The 22,126-nt window shown below is 71.8% G+C and carries 16 protein-coding genes; 9 read left to right on the top strand and 7 right to left on the bottom strand.

What is annotated here, in order from left to right; translation table 11 throughout:
* The first annotated feature begins 117 nt into the window (after positions 1-117).
* The 4 genes from B5D66_RS24225 to galE all read left to right on the top strand — a co-directional run bounded on the left by B5D66_RS24225 (position 118) and on the right by galE (position 5,991).
* On the top strand, positions 118-1,425 hold the full coding sequence (locus tag B5D66_RS24225) for a hypothetical protein (RefSeq protein WP_078764143.1): 1,308 nt from the start codon (positions 118-120) through the stop codon (positions 1,423-1,425).
* Complete coding sequence (locus tag B5D66_RS24220) at positions 1,422-3,977, top strand: polynucleotide kinase-phosphatase (protein WP_078764142.1); 2,556 nt, start codon at positions 1,422-1,424, stop codon at positions 3,975-3,977. Before B5D66_RS24225 ends, B5D66_RS24220 begins: the two co-directional genes overlap by 4 nt.
* Before the next feature lie 128 nt (positions 3,978-4,105).
* A complete protein-coding gene (locus B5D66_RS24215) occupies positions 4,106-4,903 on the top strand; it encodes a DUF4097 family beta strand repeat-containing protein (protein ID WP_078764141.1) in 798 nt (265 codons plus the stop codon).
* Between the two features lie 74 nt (positions 4,904-4,977).
* On the top strand, positions 4,978-5,991 hold the full coding sequence (gene galE / locus B5D66_RS24210; protein WP_078764140.1) for a UDP-glucose 4-epimerase GalE: 1,014 nt from the start codon (positions 4,978-4,980) through the stop codon (positions 5,989-5,991).
* Here the strand turns inward: galE and B5D66_RS24205 are convergent.
* A complete protein-coding gene (locus tag B5D66_RS24205; protein ID WP_078764139.1) occupies positions 5,979-7,325 on the bottom strand; it encodes an FAD-dependent oxidoreductase in 1,347 nt (448 codons plus the stop codon). The genes galE and B5D66_RS24205 overlap by 13 nt on opposite strands.
* Before the next feature lie 189 nt (positions 7,326-7,514).
* Here B5D66_RS24205 and B5D66_RS24200 point away from each other — a divergent pair, with 189 nt between their 5' ends.
* Positions 7,515-9,098, top strand: a complete 1,584-nt coding sequence (locus B5D66_RS24200; protein WP_078764138.1) for a succinic semialdehyde dehydrogenase — start codon at positions 7,515-7,517, stop codon at positions 9,096-9,098.
* 223 nt (positions 9,099-9,321) lie between these two features.
* Positions 9,322-10,908 (top strand): glutamine-hydrolyzing GMP synthase, encoded by a 1,587-nt coding sequence (gene guaA / locus B5D66_RS24195; protein WP_078764137.1) that lies wholly within the window; start codon positions 9,322-9,324, stop codon positions 10,906-10,908.
* Between the two features lie 62 nt (positions 10,909-10,970).
* On the opposite strand, the gene B5D66_RS24190 is transcribed toward guaA, so the two are convergent.
* From B5D66_RS24190 to B5D66_RS24170, 5 genes are all read right to left on the bottom strand, one after another.
* Positions 10,971-13,151, bottom strand: a complete 2,181-nt coding sequence (locus B5D66_RS24190; protein ID WP_078764136.1) for a serine/threonine-protein kinase — start codon at positions 13,149-13,151, stop codon at positions 10,971-10,973.
* A 159-nt stretch (positions 13,152-13,310) separates the two neighbouring features.
* Positions 13,311-13,691, bottom strand: a complete 381-nt coding sequence (locus tag B5D66_RS24185; RefSeq protein ID WP_078764135.1) for a rhodanese-like domain-containing protein — start codon at positions 13,689-13,691, stop codon at positions 13,311-13,313.
* Positions 13,688-14,239 (bottom strand): cysteine dioxygenase, encoded by a 552-nt coding sequence (locus tag B5D66_RS24180; RefSeq protein ID WP_078764134.1) that lies wholly within the window; start codon positions 14,237-14,239, stop codon positions 13,688-13,690. The genes B5D66_RS24185 and B5D66_RS24180 overlap by 4 nt, the downstream gene beginning before the upstream one ends.
* A 206-nt stretch (positions 14,240-14,445) precedes the next feature.
* On the bottom strand, positions 14,446-14,640 hold the full coding sequence (locus B5D66_RS24175; protein WP_078764133.1) for a hypothetical protein: 195 nt from the start codon (positions 14,638-14,640) through the stop codon (positions 14,446-14,448).
* Positions 14,627-16,015, bottom strand: coding sequence for a PspC domain-containing protein (locus B5D66_RS24170; protein WP_078764132.1), 1,389 nt, complete (start codon positions 16,013-16,015; stop codon positions 14,627-14,629). Before B5D66_RS24170 ends, B5D66_RS24175 begins: the two co-directional genes overlap by 14 nt.
* 157 nt (positions 16,016-16,172) lie before the next feature.
* Between B5D66_RS24170 and B5D66_RS24165 the strand changes: the two genes are divergently transcribed.
* Positions 16,173-17,408 carry an ATP-binding protein gene (locus B5D66_RS24165; RefSeq protein WP_235001206.1) on the top strand — a complete coding sequence of 412 codons (1,236 nt, stop codon included), beginning with the start codon at positions 16,173-16,175 and terminating at the stop codon, positions 17,406-17,408.
* Between the two features lie 53 nt (positions 17,409-17,461).
* Entirely contained in the window at positions 17,462-18,127 is a 666-nt protein-coding gene (locus B5D66_RS24160) for a response regulator (protein WP_078764131.1), read from the top strand.
* A gap of 92 nt (positions 18,128-18,219) precedes the next feature.
* Here the strand turns inward: B5D66_RS24160 and B5D66_RS24155 are convergent, their stop codons facing one another.
* The gene (locus B5D66_RS24155; RefSeq protein ID WP_078764130.1) at positions 18,220-19,152 is read right to left on the bottom strand and encodes a nucleoside hydrolase; all 933 of its coding nucleotides are present in this window, start codon (positions 19,150-19,152) and stop codon (positions 18,220-18,222) included.
* A 100-nt stretch (positions 19,153-19,252) separates the two neighbouring features.
* Between B5D66_RS24155 and pcrA the strand changes: the two genes are divergently transcribed.
* On the top strand, positions 19,253-21,535 hold the full coding sequence (gene pcrA / locus B5D66_RS24150; RefSeq protein ID WP_078764129.1) for a DNA helicase PcrA: 2,283 nt from the start codon (positions 19,253-19,255) through the stop codon (positions 21,533-21,535).
* Positions 21,536-22,126: the final 591 nt, after the last annotated feature.

The raw sequence follows: 22,126 nt of genomic DNA, 5'->3' as shown, positions 1-22,126 counted from the left end.
GCCGTGCGCCGCCGTCCGACTCCGTGAGACCGCCGAAGGTCCTGGCCTCCTCCGGCCACCGTCCACAGGCCGGAAAAAGCCCTCGAACCGCGTCCGCCGTTCCGCCAGACTGAGGTCGTGTTCCTGACGATCACCACCACGCGCCGCCCGGCCACCGATCTCGGTCTCCTCCTCGGGGCCGACCCCGGCCGGGTGCTCAGGTGGGTTCGCCCCTATGGCAACGTCCACGTCTTCTTCCCCGAGTCCACCCCCGACCGCTGCACGGCCGCCCTGCTGCTCGACGTCGACTCCCCCCGGCCCACCGCGCGCGCGGACGCGGGTCCCGCGCGTCGCTCCGGCCGGCACCCCCACACCGTGTCCTCGCTGCTGGCCACGGCTCTCGGCGACGTCTTCCACGCCGCCCTCGAAGGACGGTGCGCGGACGCGCCGGACCTTGCCAGGGAACGGCTCCCCCTGGTGGTGAGCCTTCCCGCGGTCTCCTGCCACGGGGATCCGACGGAACCACGCAGGCTGTTCGAACCCCTCGGGTGGCGGGCCGAGACGGCTCCGCTGCCCCTCGACCCGGGCCTGCCCGGCTGGGGCGACTCCCACCACGCCTCGCTGACCCTGACAGGAGAGCAACGGCTCGCCGACGCGCTGGGGCACCTACGCCTCCTGCTTCCGGTGCTCGATCCCGTCGAAGGCCATGGGATGACCGACGACCTGGTCGAACCGCTGCTGCGGGCGCAGGCCGGCCGGCTTGCCGCCCACCCCGACCGCGACCTCATCATCGGCCGCTACCTCGACCGGCGTGGGCGGTCGCGTACCGCCATGACGCCCGGGCCGTCCGGGGCGGACCCGGCTGCCACGGGCCTCGCCGCCGGGCTGCGGGCGCTCGCGGTCGTCGCGGCGCTCAGAGCCGAGGGGGCGACCAGCGTGATCGACCTGTGCTGCGGTCAGGGGGAGCTTCTCGGCCGTCTCCTGGCCGACCCCGCCTTCGAACGGGTCGCCGGGACCGACTCCCGCGCGGGCAACGTCGGCACGGCCGCGCGCCTCCTCGGCGTCGACCCCGCCTCCGGCCACGGGCGAGGACGGTTGGAGCTGTTCACGGGCTCCCCGTTCTACCGCGACCCGCGCTTCCTCGGCTACGACGCCGCTGTCCTCAGCGGTGTGGGCCACGTCCTCCCCTCCCGGTTGGCGGCCCTGGAACACGTCGTGTTCGGCCACGCCGCCCCCCGCGTCGTCGTGGTCCTCCCGCAAGGGGGTCCCGGCGATCATCGGAACCCCGTCGCCACGGGTGTCCGCTCCCCCGGACGGGCCACCGGGTGGTTCCGCGACTGGGCCGGCGGCGTGGCCGCACGGCGGGGCTACCGCCTCCGTCTCGCCCCCGCGGGCTTCGAAGGACCGGACACGGCACGGACGGAGATGGGAGTGTTCACCCGATGACCCCCGAACGCGAGCTCGTCGTTCCGGCGAAGGGGCTGGTGGTGCTCGTCGGCGTCTCCGGTTCGGGCAAGTCCACCTTCGCCGCCCGGAACTTCGCCCCCACCCAGGTGGTCGGTTCGGACTCCTGCCGGGGGATGGTCAGCGATGACGAGAACGACCAGAGCGCCACCGCCGACGCCTTCGGACTGCTCCACCACCTCGTCGACACGCGGCTACGCCGTGGCCTGCTCACGGTCGTCGACGCCACCAACGTCGACTCCTCGGCTCGCAAGAGGCTGCTGCGCATCGCCGCCGACAACGACCTCCCGGCTGTCGCGGTCGTCCTCGACCCTCCCGAACAGCTGGTCCGCGACCGTGGCGCCGCGCGCGCCGACCGCGCCCTGCCCGACTCCGCGCTCTCCCGGCAGTACCGGCAGATGCGCAACGGCCTCGAAGGCGAGGGCTTCCACGAGATCCACGTCCTGCGCGATCCTCAGGAGATCGACTCCGTGGTGGTCCGCACGCGGCCCCTGGACAACGACCAGCGCGCTCGCACCGGCCCCTTCGACATCATCGGCGACGTCCACGGGTGCCGCGCCGAACTCGAGGAGCTGCTCACCCGCCTCGGCTACACCCTTGAGCGCGACGGCTCGGGACGGGCGGTCGGAGCGCGCCACGCCGAGGGGCGCACCGCGGTGTTCGTCGGCGACCTCGTCGACCGGGGGCCCGACACCCCCGGCGTGTTGCGGCTGGTCATGGGGATGGTCGAGTCCGGCGACGCCCTGTGCACCCGCGGCAACCACGAGGACAAGCTGCTCAGGGCCCTCAAGGGAGGCAAAGTCAAGGTCGCCCACGGCCTCGCCGCCACCCTGGAGCAGCTCAGCGCCGAGCCCGAGGAGTTCCGCGACCGCGTGCTGTCCTTCTGCGCCGGTCTGGTCGACCACTACATGCTCGACGGCGGTCGGCTCGTCGTCGCGCACGCGGGGCTGAAGGAGGCCTACCACGGGCGTTCGTCGGGACGGGTGCGCGCGTTCGCGCTGTACGGCCAGGTCACGGGCGAGACCGACGAGTACGGTCTGCCGGTGCGCCATCCCTGGGCCGAGGACTACCGCGGCGCCGCGGCCGTCGTCTACGGTCATGTGCCCACCGACCGGGCCCGGTGGGTCAACAACACCATCTGCCTGGACACCGGATGCGTGTTCGGGGGACGCCTGACCGCGCTGCGCTACCCCGAGCGGCGGCTCGTCGACGTCCCCGCCCGGCGCGTCTGGTCTCCACCGGTCCGGCCGCTGGGGGCCGACGACGCCCCGGCGCCCCGCGACCCCGAGCTGCTCGACATCGGTGACGTGCTCGCCGGTCCGGAAACACCGGGGGGCACCCTCGACACCGCGCACGGTCCGGTACGGGTCCCCGCGGGTCACGTCCTGGCGGCCCTGGAGGCGGCCAGCTGGTCCACCGTCGATCCCCGATGGCTGATCTATCTCCCGCCGCCCGCCGTCACCGTGCCGGCCTCACCCGATCCGATGTTCCCCGAACGTCCCGATGAGGCGTTCGACCACTACCGGGAGCAGGGGATCGACGTGGTCATCTGCCAGGAGTCGCGCAAGGGGACACGGGCCGTCGCCATCGTCTGTCGCGATTCCGCGGCCGCCGCCCGCCGTTTCGTCCCTGGTGAGCCCGGCACGGTCTACACCCGCAGGGGCGAGCCCTTCTTCCCCGATCCGGTGGTCGAGGCGGCCGTGCTGGCCGAGCTGCGTGCCGGCATCGAGGCCGCCGGACTGTGGGAGGAGCTCGACACCGACTGGGTCGCGTTGGACGGAGAGTTCCTTCCCTGGTCGCTCCGCGCCGGTGCGGAGATCCGTCATCACGCCTCGGCCGGTGTCGTGGCCCGCGCCACGCTCCCGGCCGCGGCCGAGGCGCTGGCCGCCGCCGCGGCCCGCGGCGTGGACGTCGAGGCGCTGGTCGACCGGGTCCGGCAACGTGCCGCCGCCGTCGAGTCCTACAGTGCCGCCTACCGGCGGCACGTCTGGCCCACCGACGGCACGGCCGGACTGTGCTACGCGCCGTTCGCGGTGCTCGCCGTCGAAGGGAACGCGCTCACCGACCGCGACCACCTGTGGCACATGGGCGTTGTCGAACGGCTGGCCGAACACAGCGGTCGGGTGCGGGCCCCCCGCTACCTCGCCGTCGACCTCGTCGATCCGCGGGCCGTTGCGTCGGCCACGGCGTGGTGGCGGGACCTGGTCACCACGGGAGGCGCGGGCATGGTGGTCAAACCGTTGGCCGGGGCCCTCGCCGAGGGCCGTAAGGGGCTCGTCCAGCCGGGGCTGGAGGTGCGCGGACCCGACGACCTCCTTCTCGACCGCGGCCCCGATCCCTCCCCTCCCGCTCCACCGGGCACAGCGCGCCGGCGCGGTCTGGGGCGCGCGGCGGGGCCGGCCCTGATGGGACATCGGCTGGGGGTGGAGGCCCTGGCCCGGCACGCCGCCGGCGAACCCCTGTGGCGGGTCCACCCGCTCGTGTTCGCGGCCCTCGCTCTACAGTCCCGCTCCGCAGGCCCCGAGCCGTCCTGATGCTTCCGGCGGTGCGGGACCCCACGTCCGAGGTAGGGCACGCACCACCTCACACCGAGGTGCCAGGGACATCGCGGCCACCACTATGACCAGGGAGAATCGACGAGACGAGAAAGGCAGGAGGCGGAATGTCCAACGTGACAGGCCGGGCCGCGACGGTGGTACGCGGAGGCGCGATCGCGCTGACCATGTCGTTGGGGGCGTCCGCCCTCGCCGGGTGTGGGGCGGAACCGGCCGAGATCCACGAGGAGATACGTGACGACTCCTACGCCGACGTCACCAAGCTGCACCTGACCAACAAGAACGGGTCCACCACCATCGTCGGAGCCGACGTCACCGAGGTCCAGGTGATCCGGACCCTCACCCACCGCGGCGACCACCCCCCGACCGAGTCCATCACCGAGGGGAGCGGCGGCCGGCTGGAGATCCGAGGCGAGGGCTGTCCGCACCGCGAAGCGCGGTTCGACCCGCACTGGTGCGAGATCGACTACACGGTGACCGTTCCCTACGGCACCTCCGTCGAGGTGGTCTCCTCGGACGGCGACATCACGCTCGACGACCCGCGTGGCAAGGTCGTCGCCGACGCCTCCGACGGCGATCTGCGGTTGGCCGGCGAGACGGAAGGGGCCGAGATCGTCACCTCGGACGGTGACGTCGACATCGACGTGGTGCGTTCGTCCGAGATCGAGGTCACGTCCCGCGACGGCGACGTCGACGTCACCCTGGACGCCGAATTCTCCCGGCTGGCCGTCTCCACGAACGACGGCAACGTCACCGTCCGCACCCCCGCCGACGGGGGCCCCTATGCGGTCACCGCCACCGGTTCCGACGGCGCGGTCGACATCGGCGTGCCCCACGACCCGGACGCGCGTGCCAGCATCGAGATCGACAGCGCCGACGGGAGTATCACGGTCCAGGGGTCCTGACCGGGGCGGATCTCGACGTCGCCTAGGCTGAAACGGCAACGGACGTCCCCGATCCTGGAGAACGAGGTGAGCCCGTGAACGTCCTGCTCACCGGAGGCGCCGGCTACATCGGCACGCACATCGCGGTGGAGCTCGTGGCCCGCGGACACGATGTCGTCCTCCTCGACGGCCTGTACTCCGCCTCCGCCGAGGCGGTGCGCAGGATCGAGCGGATCACCGGTCGTCCCATCCCCTTCCACGCCGGCGACTGCGCCGACCCCGCGGTGGTGGCCCGGGTGTTCGCCGAGCATCGGATCGACGCGGTGGTGCACTGCGCCGCGTTCAAGGCGGTGGGTGAGTCCACGCAACGGCCGCTGCGTTACTACCGCAACAACCTCGACGCGCTGCTGACCCTGTGCGAGGCCATGGAGGAGCACGGGGTCCGCAGGATGGTGTTCTCCTCCTCGGCGACGGTGTACGGCGACCCCGACACCGTCCCGGTTCCCGAGGACGCCCCGCTGCGGGCCGTCAACCCCTACGGGGCGACCAAGGTGTTCGCCGAGCAGATCCTGGCCGATCTCGCGGCGGCCGACCCCCGATGGCGCGTCGTCTCCCTGCGCTACTTCAATCCCGTCGGCGCGCACGAGAGCGGCCTGATCGGCGAGGACCCGACCGGCGTCCCGAACAACCTCTTCCCCTACATCGCCCAGGTGGCCGCCGGCCGGCGTGACCGGCTCCTGGTGTTCGGGGACGACTACGACACCCCTGACGGCACTGGTGTGCGCGACTACCTGCACGTCGTCGACCTGGCCCAGGGACACGTCGCCGCGCTGGAGCACGTCGACGACCGGCCGGGGGCACGGGCCTACAACCTCGGTTCGGGCGAGGGGGTGTCGGTTCTCGAGGCGATCGCCGCGTTCGAGCGGGCGTCGGGGCGTGACATCCCCTACGAGGTCGTGGACCGCCGCCCGGGCGACATCGCCGCCTGTTACGCCGATCCGGCCGCGGCGGCGCGGGACCTCGGCTGGAAGAGCACACGCACGATCGAGCAGGCGTGCGCGGACGCCTGGCGTTGGCAGTCGGCCAATCCCCGCGGTTACGCGGGCTGATCCGGTCCGCGCCCCGGCGGTGACGCGGCCCCCTGCCCCGGGAGAGGCGGGCCGGCCGTCGCCGGCTCCCGCGTCGTCCGTTCTTCCCGCGCGCCGGATCGTCCGGGGGAGCGCACGTGTTCGGGGCGGATGCCGTACATCATCACCCGGCCCACCACCATTCCCCCCGCGGGGCTGGAGAGCAGTGCGCGCAGCGCCGGAGGGATTCGCGGCCGGCGGTCCAGGGCCCGGCCGATGATCCGCCTCTGCAGGGCCCGCTGGATCGCCTGGGTCGCGGCGGTCGGGAGGAGCCGACGCCGTTGGACGCGGGCGAGCAGGGCGGGATTGAGGGTCCGGGCGAACCGGTCGGGGTCCTCCTGGGCGCGTAGCAGGGGGACGGCCAGCAGGTTGGCCGTCGCCACCGCGTCCTGTACCGCGAGGTTGATGCCGACGCCGCCGATCGGCGACATCGTGTGCGCGGCGTCGCCGATGCACAGCAGGCCGGGCCGGTACCAGTCGGCGAGCCGGTCCAGGCCGACCTCGAGGAAGGCGACGTGTTCCCAGGAGTCGATCTCGGCGACCCGCTCGGCGAGGAAGGGCAGGAGCCGGCGGATGGCCTCCTGGAGTGAGGGGAGGCCCGCCGCTCGTACCGAGTGGTAGGACCCCTTGGGGATGAGGTAGGCGATCTGCCAGTAGGTGCCCCGGTCGATGGCCGCGGCCATGTTCCCCGTGCCGATCCGGCCGAGGAGCCCTGTCGGGTCGGTGGGGGCGCGGGAGACCCGTACCCACAGCACGTCCATCGGGGCGCCGAGGTCCCGCACGGTCAGCCCGGCCGCGACGCGCAGGGTGGAGCGCCGTCCGTCGGCGGCGACGGTGAGCGTGGCCCGCAGTTCGTGTTCGCCGTCGGCGTCGCGATAGCGCACGCCGCGCACGGCGCCGTCCTCGTCGAGGAGACCGATGGCCTCGGAGCGCATGCGCAGGGTGAACTCCGGATGGCGCCGTGCCTCGTCGGCGAGCATGTCGAGGAAATCCCACTGGGGGATCATCGCGACGTGCTGGTAGGCGCCGGGCATCCCTTTCAGGTCGATGCCTATGGCGCCCTGGGGGCCGGCCTGGATGCCGATCCGCCGGATCTTGGAGTGCGGGATGTGTTCCAGCCGTTCGCCCAGGCCGAGTTCGTCCATGAGTTCCAGGGTGGAGGGGTGGACGGTGTCGCCGCGGAAGTCACGCAGGAAGTCGGCGTGCTTCTCCAGGACGACGACCTCGACCCCGGCGCGGGCGAGGAGCAGGCCGAGCACGATGCCGGCGGGCCCGCCGCCGGCGATGGCGCAGGTGGTGGTCTCGTGTCGCGTCATCGCGGCCTCCAGGCGGCTAGCGGAAAATAATTCAACGCCTAATGAAATAAAAGCTCCCCGCGGTCCGGATGTCCATCCCCGAATGGGAAAATCGGCGGCCGGGATGATTCGGTCAGGGGGGGCAACGCCTGCCACACGGTGGTTACCGGCGGGTAGTCAATTCGAGACCCCGGGATTAAGCTTCCCGGCATGGGTAACGCCACCAGGAGCCCCGCCGGCTCCGCGGAGACCGCATCCCTCGACCCCGCGCTGGTCACCCGGCTCACCCGGTACGTCCTGAGCACGTCCGGCCGCGCCGCCGCCACCACCGCGCCCTTCACCGGAAAGCCGCTCGCCGAGATCCCCCTCAGCTCCGCCGGCGACGTCGCCACCGCGTTCGAGAGGGCTCGCGCGGCCCAGCGCTCCTGGGCTGCGCGCCCGCCACGCGACCGCGTCGCCCCCTTCCAGCGCTTCCACGACCTCGTGCTGGAACGTCAACGCCAGATCCTCGACATCCTCCAGCTGGAGACCGGCAAAGCCCGCAGGCACGCCTTCGAGGAGACCTACGACGCCGCGGCCGGGACCCTCTACTACGCCCGCCGGGCCCCGCGCATGCTCGCCCGGCGCCGCAGCATCGGCGCGATCCCCGGCGCCACCCGTACCTACATCAACCGTCAGCCCAAGGGCGTCGTCAGCGTCATCACACCGTGGAACTACCCGTTGGCGCTGCCGGTGGCCGACGCGATCCCCGCGCTGCTCGCGGGCAACGCGGTCGTCGCCAAGTTCGACACCCAGACCGCGCTGAGCGCGCTGTGGGCCATCGACCTGCTGACCGAGGCCGGCCTGCCCGAGGACCTGTGGATACCGGTCGTCGGGGACCCCGAGGAGATCGGCGACCCCCTCGTCGACCTCGCCGACTACGTGGCCTTCACCGGGTCCTCGGCCGTCGGCGCGCACATCGCCCAGCGCGCGGCGGCCCGCCTGGTCGGCTGTTCCGCCGAGCTCGGCGGCAAGAACCCGATGATCGTGTGCGAGGACGCCGACCTCGAACGCACCGTCGAGGGGGCGCTGCGCGCCTGCTTCAGCAACGCCGGCCAGCTGTGCATCGCCATGGAACGTCTCTACGTGCACGAGGCCGTCTACGACGACTTCGTCGGGCGGTTCGCCCGCGCCGTGGAGGCCATGACGCTCAACACGGCCCTGGACTACAGCGCCGACATGGGGTCGCTGACCTACCAGCGCCAACTCGACCGGGTCGTCGCCCACGTCGAGGAGGCGCGGGAGAAGGGGGCGCGTGTCGTGGCGGGCGGCCGGGCCCGTCCGGACATCGGACCGTTGTTCTACGAGCCGACGGTCCTGGCCGATGTCGACCCCTCGATGTCGCTGTGCGCGGAGGAGACGTTCGGACCGGTCGTGTCGGTCTACCGCTTCGCAGACGAGAACGAGGCCGTCGAACGGGCCAACGACACCCCCTACGGTCTCAACGCGAGCGTCTGGACCCGCGACGTGGCCCATGGCCGCCGCCTGGCCGAGCGCCTCCAGGCCGGGACCGTCAACATCAACGAGGGCTACGGCGCCGCTTTCGCCAGCTACGGGGCGCCCATGGGCGGGATGAAGAGGTCGGGGCTGGGGCGCCGCCACGGCGAGGAGGGGCTGCTGCGCTACACCGAGGCCCAGGCCATCGCCAGCCAGCACTACGTCGGTCTGGGAGGGCCGCCGGGAATGAACGGCGAGACGCTCGCCATGCTCATGACGCGAGGTGCCCGGCTGATGATGCGACTGCGCATCCGCTGAACCCGGGGAGCGCCCGCGGACCCGCCTCGCCGGTTCCGCGGGCGCCGCCGTGTTCCCGGTCACCCGTTGTTCCCCGTTGGGCGGTTCCGGCGGGCCGGTCGCCCGCCAAAACCGCCCTCGAACGTGCCGGACCCCTCCCAGGCGACGAAGCGGGACGAAAACATCCGCGTGACAGGCCCTAGACTGGGAACGATCCACATCTACCTGCGGGAAGGGCCGATACGTGTCCGTTGCCGGTGCTGCCGACAGCACGTTCGACACCGTTCTCGTCGTTGACTTCGGCGCGCAGTACGCGCAGCTGATCGCGCGGCGGGTCCGGGAATGCCACGTCTACAGCGAGATCGTCCCCTCGACCATGCCGGTCGAGGAGATGCTCGCCAAGAAACCGAAGGCCATCATCCTGTCGGGCGGGCCTTCCTCGGTCTACGCCGAGGGCGCTCCGCAGGCCGACAGCGCGCTGTTCGAGACGGGCGTGCCCACGTTCGGCATCTGCTACGGCTTCCAGGCCATGGTGCAGTCCCTCGGGGGGGCGGTCGCCAGGACCGGCCACTCGGAGTTCGGGCGGACCCGCCTGGACGTGGTGGGCGACACCGTGCTGTTCAAGGGGCTGCCCGAGCAGCAGTCGGTGTGGATGTCGCACGGTGACTCCGTCGCCGAGGCGCCCGAGGGCTTCCGCGTCATCGGCAGCACCGCCGGCACGCCGGTCGCCGCGATCGAGAACCCCGAGCGCGGCCTCTACGGCGTCCAGTTCCACCCCGAGGTGCTGCACTCCGAGCACGGCCAGGCCGTCCTGCGGCACTTCCTCTACGAGGGGGCGGGCTGCCGTCCGAACTGGACGATGGTCAACATCGTCGAGGAGCAGGTCGAGCGGATCCGCGCCCAGGTCGGCTCCAAGCGCGTCATCTGCGGGCTGAGCGGCGGTGTCGACTCCGCCGTCGCGGCGGCCCTGGTGCAGCGCGCCGTGGGCGATCAGCTCACCTGCGTCTTCGTCGACCACGGGCTGTTGCGCAAGGGCGAGGCCGAGCAGGTCGAGAAGGACTTCGTCGCCGCCACCGGGGTCTCCCTCAAGGTCGTGGACGCCCAGGAGCGGTTCCTCGACGCGCTCGCAGGGGCCACCGACCCCGAGGACAAGCGCAAGATCATCGGCCGCGAGTTCATCCGGGTCTTCGAACAGGCGGCCCGCGAGGTCGTCGCCGAGGCGGGTGAGTCCGACGAGTCGGTGGAGTTCCTGGTCCAGGGCACGCTCTACCCCGACATCGTCGAGTCCGGCGGTGGCACCGGCACGGCCAACATCAAGTCGCACCACAACGTCGGCGGGCTCCCCGACGACCTCCAGTTCCAGCTCGTCGAGCCGCTGCGTGAGCTGTTCAAGGACGAGGTGCGCCGTGTCGGCGAGGAGCTCGGCCTCCCCGCCGAGATGGTGTGGCGCCAGCCCTTCCCCGGCCCCGGCCTGGGCATCCGCATCATCGGCGAGGTCACCCGCGAGCGTCTGGACATCCTGCGCGAGGCCGACGCGATCGCCCGCGAGGAGCTGTCCCGCGCCGGCCTGGACCGCGACATCTGGCAGTGCCCGGTGGTGCTGCTCGCCGACGTCCGCTCCGTCGGCGTCCAGGGCGACGGCCGCACTTACGGTCACCCGGTCGTCCTGCGCCCGGTGACCAGTGAGGACGCGATGACCGCCGACTGGGCCCGGGTTCCCTATGACGTGCTCGCGACGATCTCCAACCGCATCACCAACGAGGTCCGCGAGATCAACCGTGTGACGCTCGACGTCACCAGCAAGCCCCCGGGCACGATCGAGTGGGAGTGATCCCGCCGCGTGACGGCCCCGGTTCCGGCAGGGACCGGGGCCGTCGCATGCCAGGGGTCGGGTCAGTCGGTGCGCAGCAGGTGGATCGATCCGGCGTCCTGCCGCGAGCAGCCTCCCACGTGCTCGTCGAGGCGCCGTTCGAGGTCGCCGGCCGAGCGCAGGGCGCATCCCCAGCCGTCGATTTCGGCGAACAGGCCGCTGCCGCCGCGCTGCTCCAGGGGGGTGGCCACGTACTGTTCGACGATGGAACGGGCCTGGTCGCAGGGGACGGCGGAGGAGGGGGTCAGCACCATCACCTCGCCGTTGGGGCCGAGCCCGTCCACGGTTCCGCAGTAGCCGGTCTCCACCGGGTTCCCGAAGCCGGTGTAGTCGATCTCGTAGGAGTTGTGCGAGGAGGCGTACTCCAGCCGGAGCGGGTGTCCGTCGGCGCCGATCCACAGCTCGAACGGGACATCGTCGCTGGTCGTCTCCAGGTGGGTCCCCTGGTACTCGACCACCTGGAACGTTCCGCTGTAGCGGGTCGCGGGCGTTCCGCCGACCTCCTCGGTGCCGGCGGCGGCGAGGTCGGTCGCCTCGGCCGCGGCGGCCAACGGCGCCATCAGGGCCTCGGGGGTGTGCTCGGTGGTCCCGGGGGACCCGTCGGACTCGGCCCGCCGGTTCCAGGCGTCCATGACGACGGTGTACTCATAGAGCTCTCCGTCGATCCGCTGGAGGGTGACGCCACCGCCGTCCTGGCTGATGGAACTCGTGTAGACGGGGACGGGACCGCTGGTGTAGGCGTGGCGTTCCACGACGGTCCCCAGCGCGATCAGGTCCTCGACGTCCATGGTGCCGCCGCCGGCGAGGGCGGCCTCCTCCGTGGGCCTGCGGGTGACGACGACCTCGAAGCTGTCCGCTTCCAGCGCGAGTTCCCCGGCGCGGCGTACCGTCTGCGCGGGGGTGGAGGGGGAGGGGCTTGGCGTGGTGACGGTGGGCCCCGGGTCGCTGCGCGCCGCCTCCAGGGCGACGTATCCGCCGGCGCCCAGGCCGGTGACGACGACGGCCGCGCCCACGATCGCGGTGATCGTGACCGCGCCGCTGGAGACGGCGGTGGTTCCGGTGGCGGCTCCGGCGACGCCCGCGGCGGCGCCGCCCGCGCTCAGGGCGCCGGCGCCTCCCGCCGCTCCCGCGGCGGACGTCCCGCTGACGGCCGCCGAGGAGGCGGCCCCACCGACCGCGGCACCGCCGGCGAGCGCGGCCCCGCCGAGCACCGGTGCCGCCGCGACCCACAGCGCCGGGTCGTACAGGCGGCCACCGAAGCCCGTCCACCGCTCGCCGAGCAGCGCGCGCAGCCGCTCGACCGGGGGAAGGGCGCGGTGGGGCCGTGCGTCCGCCCCGGTGTCGGCGAGTTCCAGCAGCGCCGCGAACAGTTCTTCGGAGCCGGGGCGTTCACCGGGGTCCTTGGCCAGGGCGCGTTCGACGAGCGGGCGCACCCCCTCGGGAACGCCCACGATGTCGGGGGGTTCCACGCGGGTGCGCCGGGCGAGTTCACCGCTGTCGCCGCGCCCGAAGGGGAGCCGACCGGTCGCCGCGTAGGCGACGACGGCGCCCCAGGCGAACACGTCGGCCGCGGGGGTGGCCGCGCCACCCGAGTAGCGTTCGGGGCTCATCCAGCCGGGTGAGCCGAACACCGCGCCGGAGGCCGCGGTCGCCTCGGCGAGCGGCTGGGCGATCCCGAAGTCCAGAACCTTCGGTCCGGAGGGGGAGAGGATCACGTTGCCGGGTTTGAGGTCGCAGTGGACGATCCCGGCGCCGTGGATCGCGCACAGCGCTTCGGCGACGCCCGCGGCGAACGCGGTGAGCCTGTCCCCGTCGAGGGGGCCGTTCTCCCGTACGTGCCGGCTCAGCGTCGCGCCGGGTACGAAGTCGGTGGCCACCCAGGGGCGCGGGGCGCCGGGATCGGCGGCGTGGACGCTCGCGGCGCACAGGCCGCCGACCCTGCGCAGGAGCGCGACCTCGCGTTCGAAGCGGGCCCGGAAGTCGGGGTCGGCGGCGAGACGTTCGTGGACGACCTTCACCGCGATGCAACGGCCGGTGTGGTCCAGGGCGCCGTAGACCACGCCCATCCCTCCCTCACCGAGGCGTCCCACCAGCCGGTAGGGGCCGATCGAAGGGGGAGCTCCGGGTTCGAGCGGGGACAGTTCGGGAGGAAGGGGCGGTCGGGGGGAGTCGTCGGCGGGTTGGGGAGGCGGGGAAGGGGACATGGGGTCCTCGGGCCGGGGTACCGAACACCGGGTGCGTGGGTTCGGAACGAACGTCCCGATGATCGCCGCCCCGGCTCCCCTCCCGCACTTGCGCGCCCGCCGAGGGCCGGGACCGGCCATCGCGTTCCCGGCGGGCGCGTGGGAGCCGGGGCGAAGCGGTCAGTCCCGGAGCACGGGGAGCCCGGCCGCCGCCCAGGCGCGGAAGCCCCCGACGAGGTCGGTGGCGCGGGTCAGTCCCAGCTCCCGCAGCGTCGCCGCGGCGAGGCTGGAGGCGTACCCCTCGTTGCAGAACAGGACGATCTGTCGGTCGGCGCGGTCGGCCTCGGCCACGCGGTGCGGGCTCGTGGGATCCAACCGCCACTCCAAGACGTTGCGGTCGATCACCAGGGCGCCGGGGAGGGCGCCCTCGGCGCGGCGGTTCTCCTCCGGGCGGATGTCCACGAGGAGGGCACCGGCGGAGGCGGCGGCGTGGGCCTCGTGCGGGGTGAGCCGGTCGAGTCCGGCCCTGCTGCGCAGGAGCAGCCGGTCGACCGCGCTCACCGCGCCCTCCTCGGCACCTCGTCGAGGACGGGGGCGCCGGGTTCGGGTTCGTGGGTGAGGACGCTGTGGGTGCGCCGCAGGGCGCCCGCGTCGTCCACCACGTAGTAGGACATGGCGGTCAGCGGGGGCGAGTAGGCGTGCACGCTCACCGCGGGCGTGTCCGCGACGTTGAGGACGTCGTGGACGTGGCCCACGGGGAATCCGGCACTGTGGCCGGCGGTCAGCCTCCGCCCGCGCAGCCCTCCGCCGCGCGGCCCGCTCCGCCACGCCTGCTCGGTCAGGGAGCCGGAGACCACGGTGAGTGCTCCGAGCGAGCCGGCGTGGTCGTGGAGCGAGGTGGACTGATCCCGGGTCCAGGTGATCAGCCAGATGTCGGTGTAGTCGTCACCGCGCAACCGCGTCGACCAGCGTTCCTCGGCGTCGAAACGGAGGTCGTGCAGGCCGGCGCGCACCTCCTCGGCGGTGGCGCGGGTCAGGGCCAGGAGGCGGTCCAGGGACATCGGGGTCGGTCCGCCGGCGCGCGAGGACGGGTGGACGATGGAGCTCATGGGGCCGGACTCCTTCCGGGAACGTCGGTGGGGCCGGGCTCCGGCGTGCCGGGTTGGACGCCCGTGTGGGGTCGTCCGGCCGGCGTGGAGCGGCGGCGATCGGTGCTGACGTGCACGGCGACCACTTAACCATATTTCCTACCAACTAAGTGGGAAGAAGGGGTGCGGCGCGAGCGTTCACCCGGATCCCCTGTTCGGGAAAGGGGTCAGGTGCGACGGTCCCGCGTACGCGAGAGTGCGCGGGCGATGCCCACCAGCCCCAGGCCGACCGCCAGGATCGGAAGCACCCAGATCGCGTCGAAACCCCAGTTCGTCGTGCCCGCGACCACGAACGCGGCCCCCAGGCCGACGAACAGCAGTCCCGCCACGAGAGATCCCCAGTCGGTCCTACGCCGAGACACGACGCACCTCCATATCGCCGATGTGAGACGTGAGATCGATGAGGAGCGTGGGCGGCTCCGCCGGAGCGTCCACGGCCCGGCCCCGTTCCGGCCCAGGATCCAACGTCTCCCGTATCTCCAGCCGGCTTCCCCGCCGGGACTCCCCCTCCACCTCGGCCCACCCCAACCCCAGCGTGGCGCGCACGACGACCCGGGCGTCGTCGGGAACGGCCACCTCCAGGCTGCCGACGCCCACCCGCGCCCGTACCCGCACGTCGCGTCCGGGCTCCAACGGGACCCGGGTCAGGTCGAGTTTCGCCACGCCCGCCGTCAACCGGTACCCCTGCGCGGCCTCCACGTCGTCCCGCGGCCGCCAGGTGACGTCGCCGAACCGCATCGCGGCGACGTCCGCGCTCGTCACCAGCACCAGCAGCAGGGTCAGGACCGTGCCGACCGCCACCAGACCGCGCGGGTCGGCGAACCAGGCCCCGACCAGCAGTGCCAGGCCGACGGCCACGATGACCCCGCCCAGGAAGACCGGCGCGGACGCGGCCCCCACCAGGGCGTCCACCGAGAATCCGCCGGCCAGGCCGAACGCCGTCCCCGCCAGCGCCAGCCCGGTCCACCACACCGGCCACAGCAGCAACAGGCCGCGGCGCCGGGGAGCTCGCCCCTCCTTGCCCGGCGCCTTCCCGCTCTCCCCGTCCTTGCCGCTCTCCTCATCCTTCCTGCCCGCCTCCTCGCGGTCCCCTTCCGGCTCGACCGCGGTCTCCTCCGCGGCGCCACCGGCCAAGACGGCGAGGTCGATCGGTCCGTGCGGCGCGGACGCCCACGGCTGCGCCGGGTTGTAGTAGGCGGGCCGCGGCTCGGGCATCGGAGCCTGGGGCGCGGGTTCCCTGGACTTCAGCCAGTCCGGTAGCTCGCGTAGCGTCCGGCGCAGGTCCACCCCCCGGTTGTGGGCGCTCAGGACGCCGATGATCAACGGAGTCGCCAGCACCAGCGTCCCCCAACTGACCCCTCCGGCGAGACTCAACAGGGTCGCCGCGAGCAGTCCGATGCCCAGCACCGACAGCACCGCGGGGGCGGCCAGACGCCGGTTCAGCAGCTGTTCGGCCATTGCCGGGCCGCCGTGGCCGTCACGCATCATCATCCACGCCGCGAGGTAGAGCCACACCCCCGTCCCACCGGCCAGCGCGGTCATTCCGAAGGCCACGCGCCACACCACGGGATCGACACGTGTGTAGGCCCCCAGCCCCGCGCACACCCCGGTGATCGCGCCGGACGCGTCGTCCTTGCGCAGTTCACGTTCCACGGACGGGGGGGCGGAGGCGTCCGCGGCGGTGGCCCCTCCACGGGGCCACGCTCCCTCATGGCGGGCCGGCTCGTACTCCTCCATGGCACCATGGTCCTCTCACCAGGCGTCGCCTTCCCATCGGGGACCACCCTGACCTCACCCTGAACCGATTCCGGCTGGACCCGGGAGCCCTCCCCGATGTACGGGGTCGCGGGAAGCGGGCATCCTGGAGGGGAACGGTGAGGAAGGCGGACCACACGTGAGCGACACGGCGACGGAGACGCCGCGCCTGTATCGGGGACGCGACGACCGGCTGCTCGCCGGGGTCGGCTCCGGACTGGCCGAGCACCTCGGCATCGACCCGGTCGTCGTCCGGCTCGCGTTGCTCGCCCTCGGGGTCGGTGGCATCGGGGTCGCGCTCTACCTCATGCTCGCCTTCATTCTCCCGGTCCGCCCCGAAGGGCAGGGAGACGACGCGACGGATGCGGAGGAGGGGGAGCGGCCCCGGCGCAAGGGGCGCGATCTCGGTCAGCTTCTCGCCTACATCCTGCTCGCCTGCGGCTTCGGCACACTGCTCATCGTCTTCGGCGGCGTGTTCGACCCGCTGTTGTGGCTCATCGTGTTCGGGACCCTGGGCGCGGCCGTCCTATGGCAGCAGGCCAACCCGGCCCAGCGCGACCAGTGGGTGACCACCACCGGGTTCCGCAGCCGCAAGAGCTGGATGCGCACCGGTCTGGGCGTCCTCCTCGTCGTCACCGGCGTCTTCGGCTTCCTCGCCTTCCAACAGCAGCTCCAGGAGGCCCGCACCGGGCTGACCTTCGCCATCACGATGTTGATCGGGATCGGCCTGATCGTCGCTCCCTGGATCGTCGGCCTGATGCGCGAACGCGACCGTGAGCGCCGTGAGCGCATCCGCAGCCAGGAGCGTGCCGAGCTGGCCGCGCACATCCACGACTCGGTCCTGCACACGCTCACCCTCATCCAGCGGCGCGCCGACGACCCACGCGAGGTGCAGCGCCTGGCCCGCGTCCAGGAGCGGGCCCTGCGAAGCTGGCTCTACCAGCGACCGGCCGACGCCGAGACCACCGTGACGCCCGCGCTGGAACGCGCCGCCGCCGAGGTCGAGGAGGCGCACGGCGTTCCGATCGAAGTCGTCTGCGTCGGCGACTGCCCGATCGACGACGGCCTGCGCGCCGCCCTCCAGGCGGCCCGCGAGGCCATGGTCAACGCCTCCAAGTACGCCGGGGCCGACAGCATCTCGGTCTTCGGAGAGGTGGAGCCGGAGGAGGTGCTGATCTTCGTCCGGGACCGTGGCGCCGGCTTCGACCTCGACGCGATCCCGGAGGACCGGATGGGGGTCCGCGGCTCCATCATCGGTCGGATGCGGCGCCATGGAGGTTCCGCCCGCATCCGGACCGCCCCCGGTGAGGGGACCGAGGTCCAGCTCCGCATGCCACGCGGCCCGGTCGCTCCCGGGGCGTCCGACGGAACGTGACCGGACGGGGACGTCGTTCCTCATCCCCTCGCCCGGTGGGTAGAGTCCAGCGTGTGGGAGACGAGAACACCTTTGCCGGCGGCGCGACCCCGCGCGTCGTGATCGTGGACGACCACCGTCTGTTCCGCAGCGGCGTGCGTGGCGAACTCGGGGACGCGGTCGAGGTCGTCGGTGAGGCCGGCGACGTCGACAGCGCGGTACGGGTCATCACCGAACAGGTCCCTGATCTCGTCCTGCTGGACGTCCACCTGCCCGGTGGCGGTGGGGTCGAGGTGTTGCGCCGTGTGCTGACGCGGCACCCCGAGATCCGCTTCCTCGCGCTGTCGGTGTCCGACGCCGCCGAGGACGTCATCGGCGTGGTGCGCGGCGGGGCCCGTGGCTACGTCACCAAGACCATTTCGGGCAAGGAGCTCGCCGACGCGATCGTGCGGGTGGCCGATGGCGACGCGGTGTTCTCCCCGCGCCTGGCGGGGTTCGTCCTGGACGCCTTCGCCGCGACCGACGCCCCGCCGGTCGATCCCGAACTCGACCGCCTCACCCAACGCGAACGCGAGGTGTTGCGGCTCATCGCGCGCGGCTACGCCTACAAGGAGGTGGCCAGGGAGCTGTTCATCTCGGTCAAGACGGTCGAGACACACGTCTCGTCGGTGCTGCGCAAACTGCAACTGTCCAACCGGCACGAGCTGAGCCGCTGGGCGACCGCGCGCAAACTCGTGTGAGGAACGTCCGGGGACGGCCCCGCTCATGGCCGTGACGCGACGGCCCGCACCGGTTGACGGGCGCCGCCCCGAGACGGCGCCCCCGAGCGTGGCTAGCGCAGGGCGTCCAGCATCCGCTTCATGAACTCCACCGAGTCGACCTCGGTCACCAGGCGCACCGTGGGACGCGTGTCGTCCTGGGCCGGCCTGGGGCGCAGGTCGGCGATGGTCAGGCCACGGGTGTACTCGCCCCTCAGCTCGACCCGGACCGGAACCTCGATCGACTCGGTGGCCAGGGCGGGGTTCACGAGCACGCCGGCCGCCAGCGGATCGTGCATCGCGCAGGCGCGCTCTCCGAACACGTCGCTGTACCAGCCGACGTAGAAGTCGAGGAAACGCGCGGAGGTGCGGGCCCGGTCCCCTTCGAGGGTCGCGAGTTCGTCCAGCCAGACGGCGTCCGCCAGGGTCCGCATCGTCACGTCCAGCGCGACCAGGGTCAGGTCGAACCCGGCGGCCAGCACCACCTCGGCCGCCTCAGGGTCGTTGGCGATGTTGGCCTCGGCCCACGGGGTCACGTTCCCCGGCGCGCGCACCGCCCCGCCCATGACCACGACCCGTCCCACCAGTCGCGGCAGCTCCGGTTCCAGCCCCAGCGCGATGGCCAGGTTCGTCAGGGGACCGACGGCCAGCACGTCGATCTCGCCGGGAGCCGAGCGGGCCAGTCGGACCAGCAGTTCCGCGGCCGACTCCGCGACGGGTTCGGTCTTGGGATCGGGCATCTCCACGTCTCCCAGGCCGTTGCGTCCGTGCACGCTCTCGGCCAGGCTCGGCGGCTGGACGAGCGGGCGTGCGGCGCCCGCCGCGACGGGGACGTCGGTGATGCCGTACAGGTCGATCAGCCGTAGCGTGTTGGTGGTGGTGACGTCCACGGAGTTGTTGCCGTAGACCGTTCCCACGCCGACGATCTCCACGTCCGGCTGCGCGGCCAGGTAGGCGAGCGCCATGGCGTCGTCGATCCCCGGATCGCAGTCGACGAAGACGCGCATGTTTCCCCCATTTGTGATTTTTGTACGGTGATTTCCAGGCTAAAGCCCGGTGCGGTTCGCCGGGGCCGACGTGCCCGCGTGGGCACCCTAGTCTGGTGGGGTGTCCACCGAAGAGCTGCTTCTCGAAGGTCTGAACGAACCCCAGCGCGCCGCCGTGACCCACTCCGGCAGCCCGTTGCTGATCGTCGCCGGCGCGGGCTCGGGGAAGACGAGGGTGCTCACCCACCGCATCGCCTACCTGCTCTCCGCGCGCGGAGCGCGTCCGGGCGAGATCCTCGCGATCACGTTCACCAACAAGGCCGCGGCGGAGATGAGGGAGCGCGTCGAGGCCATCCTCGGGGCGCGCGCCGCCAACACCATGTGGGTGATGACCTTCCACTCGGCATGCGTGCGCATCCTGCGCCGGGAGGCCACGCGCCTCGGCTACCCCAGCAGCTTCACGATCTACGACTCCGCCGACTCCCAGCGGCTCATGCAGCTCGTCTGCCGTGAACTGGACCTCGACCCCAAGCGCTACCCGCCGAAGTCGTTCTCCGCCCAGGTCTCCAACCTCAAGAACGAACTCGTCGACTACGACACCTTCAGCGGACAGGCGCAGACCGAGCAGGAGAAGAAGCTCGCCGAGGCCTACACGCTGTACCAGCGGCGGCTGCACGAGGCCGGCGCGATGGACTTCGACGACCTGATCATGATCACGGTCAACCTGCTCCAGATGTTCCCCGACGTCACGGAGCACTACCGGCGCAGGTTCCGCCACATCCTCGTCGACGAGTACCAGGACACCAACCACGCCCAGTACGCGCTCGTGCGCGAGCTCGTCGGAACCGGGGAGGCCGACGATCCGGTCCCGCCCGCGGAGCTGTGCGTGGTCGGTGACGCCGACCAGTCCATCTACGCCTTCCGTGGCGCGACGATCCGCAACATCCTGGAGTTCGAACGCGACTACCCCGAGGCGCGCACGATCCTGTTGGAGCAGAACTACCGCTCCACCCAGAACATCCTCAGCGCGGCCAACGCGGTCATCGCCCGCAACAGCGAGCGTCGCCCCAAGAACCTGTGGTCCCACCAGGGGGACGGCCCCGCGATCGTCGGTTACGTCGCCGACAACGAGCACGACGAGGCCGCCTTCGTCGTCGGCGAGATCGACCGGCTCACCGACGAGGGCGCGTGCACTCCCGGCGAGGTGGCCGTGTTCTACCGCACCAACGCCCAGTCCCGGGTGTTCGAGGACGTGTTCGTCCGTACCGGCCTGCCGTACAAGATCGTCGGCGGCGTGCGCTTCTACGAGCGCAAGGAGATCCGCGACATCATGGCCTATCTGCGGGTCCTCGCCAACCCCGAGGACACCGTCAGCCTGCGGCGCATCCTCAACGTGCCCAAGCGCGGCATCGGCGACCGGGCCGAAGCCATGATCGAGCTGTTCGCGGCGCGCGAGCGGATCTCCTTCGCCAAGGCCCTGCGCCGTGCCGAGGAGGCTCCGGGGATCGCCACACGGTCGCTGAAGGCGATCCGCGAGTTCGTCGCGCTCCTGGAGGAGCTGGAGGGGCTCGTCCCGGGCGGCACCCCCGCAGAGATCGTCGAGGCGGTCCTGCAACGCACCGGTTACCTCTCCGAACTGGTCAACTCCAAGGACATCCAGGACGAGAGCCGGGTCGAGAACCTGGAGGAGTTCGTCGAGGTCGCCCGGGAGTTCGAGAACACCTTCGCGAGCGCACCCCTCTACGCGGACGATGAGGCCGGGGAGGACGGGCAGGAGCCCGAGGAGACCGCTGTCGGTGAGCCCACCCTCGTGGACTTCCTGGAACAGATCTCCCTGGTGGCCGACGCCGACTCGATCCCCGACGCCGACGAGCACGGGGGAGTCGTCACGCTGATGACCCTGCACTCGGCAAAGGGACTGGAGTTCCCCGTCGTCTTCCTCGCCGGCATGGAGGACGGGGTGTTCCCGCACATGCGCACCCTCGGTGATCGAACGGCGCTGGAGGAGGAGCGCAGGCTCGCCTACGTCGGTATCACCCGTGCCCAACAGCGGCTCTACCTGAGTCGGTCCGCGGTGCGCAGCGCCTGGGGGACGCCCGCCTACAACCCGCCGTCGCGCTTCCTGGACGAGATCCCCGGTGATCTGGTCACGTGGCGCCGCGCGGAGTCCTCCATCGGGCGTTCCCCCGCGCGTCCGCGCACACCACAGCCGGCACGCCGCCCGGCCCGCGCCGAGGCGCCCACGCTCAGCCCGGGCGACAAGGTCACCCACGACTCCTTTGGGATGGGGACGGTGCTCCTCGTCGACGGTGCCGGAGATCGGACCAAGGCGCGCATCGACTTCGGAGCGGACATCGGGGAGAAGGACTTCCTGGTGAAGTACGCGCCGATCGAGAAGCTGTAGCGGCAGCCGCCGTCTGACCGCCTACCAGGGGCGGAAGCAGCGGATGGAGTCTGTAGACGCCAGGTTGGGGGTGAATCGTCCCCAACCTGACGTTGTTCCCGATTCGCAAAGCCCCCAAACCTCCGCTAGAGTCATCGACGTCGCCGGGAACGACCGGAAGCCGACCGAAAGGCCGGGCCGGAGAGACGGTGGCGACATCCAGGAGACCGCACGAGGCACTGCCGAGAGCGAGTATCCTGGAGGAACCGAGCAGGACGGTGTGGGTGACCACGCTCTGCGAGGTTCACCCCGCTCCGCCGGGCGGACTCGAGCACTCGGGAAGCGCGGTAGAGTGGGATCACTCCGGAAGAGACGCCAGAGCTTGACAGGCTGACAAGACGGAGTAGGATAGAAGGGTTGGCTCGGAGGAAGTTTCTGGTAAGCTTCCAGAGAGTGAACGCTTCGAGATAATTCAGCGGAAGCACCGCCTCTGCGGAAGAGCGTCGGACGAGGGTTCGGGCTTGTAGGCGAGGATGCGGTTGTTTTTTGAGAACTCAACAGCGCGTGTTCGATTTTCTTTAAGCCAAGTTTGTTTTGGCCCCGTCCACCACG

This window comes from Marinactinospora thermotolerans DSM 45154, from assembly GCF_900167435.1.
Classification (GTDB): Bacteria; Actinomycetota; Actinomycetes; order Streptosporangiales; family Streptosporangiaceae; genus Marinactinospora; species Marinactinospora thermotolerans.
The sequence above is the reverse complement of the archived record's forward strand: the minus strand, read 5'-3'. Positions and strand labels throughout refer to the sequence as shown.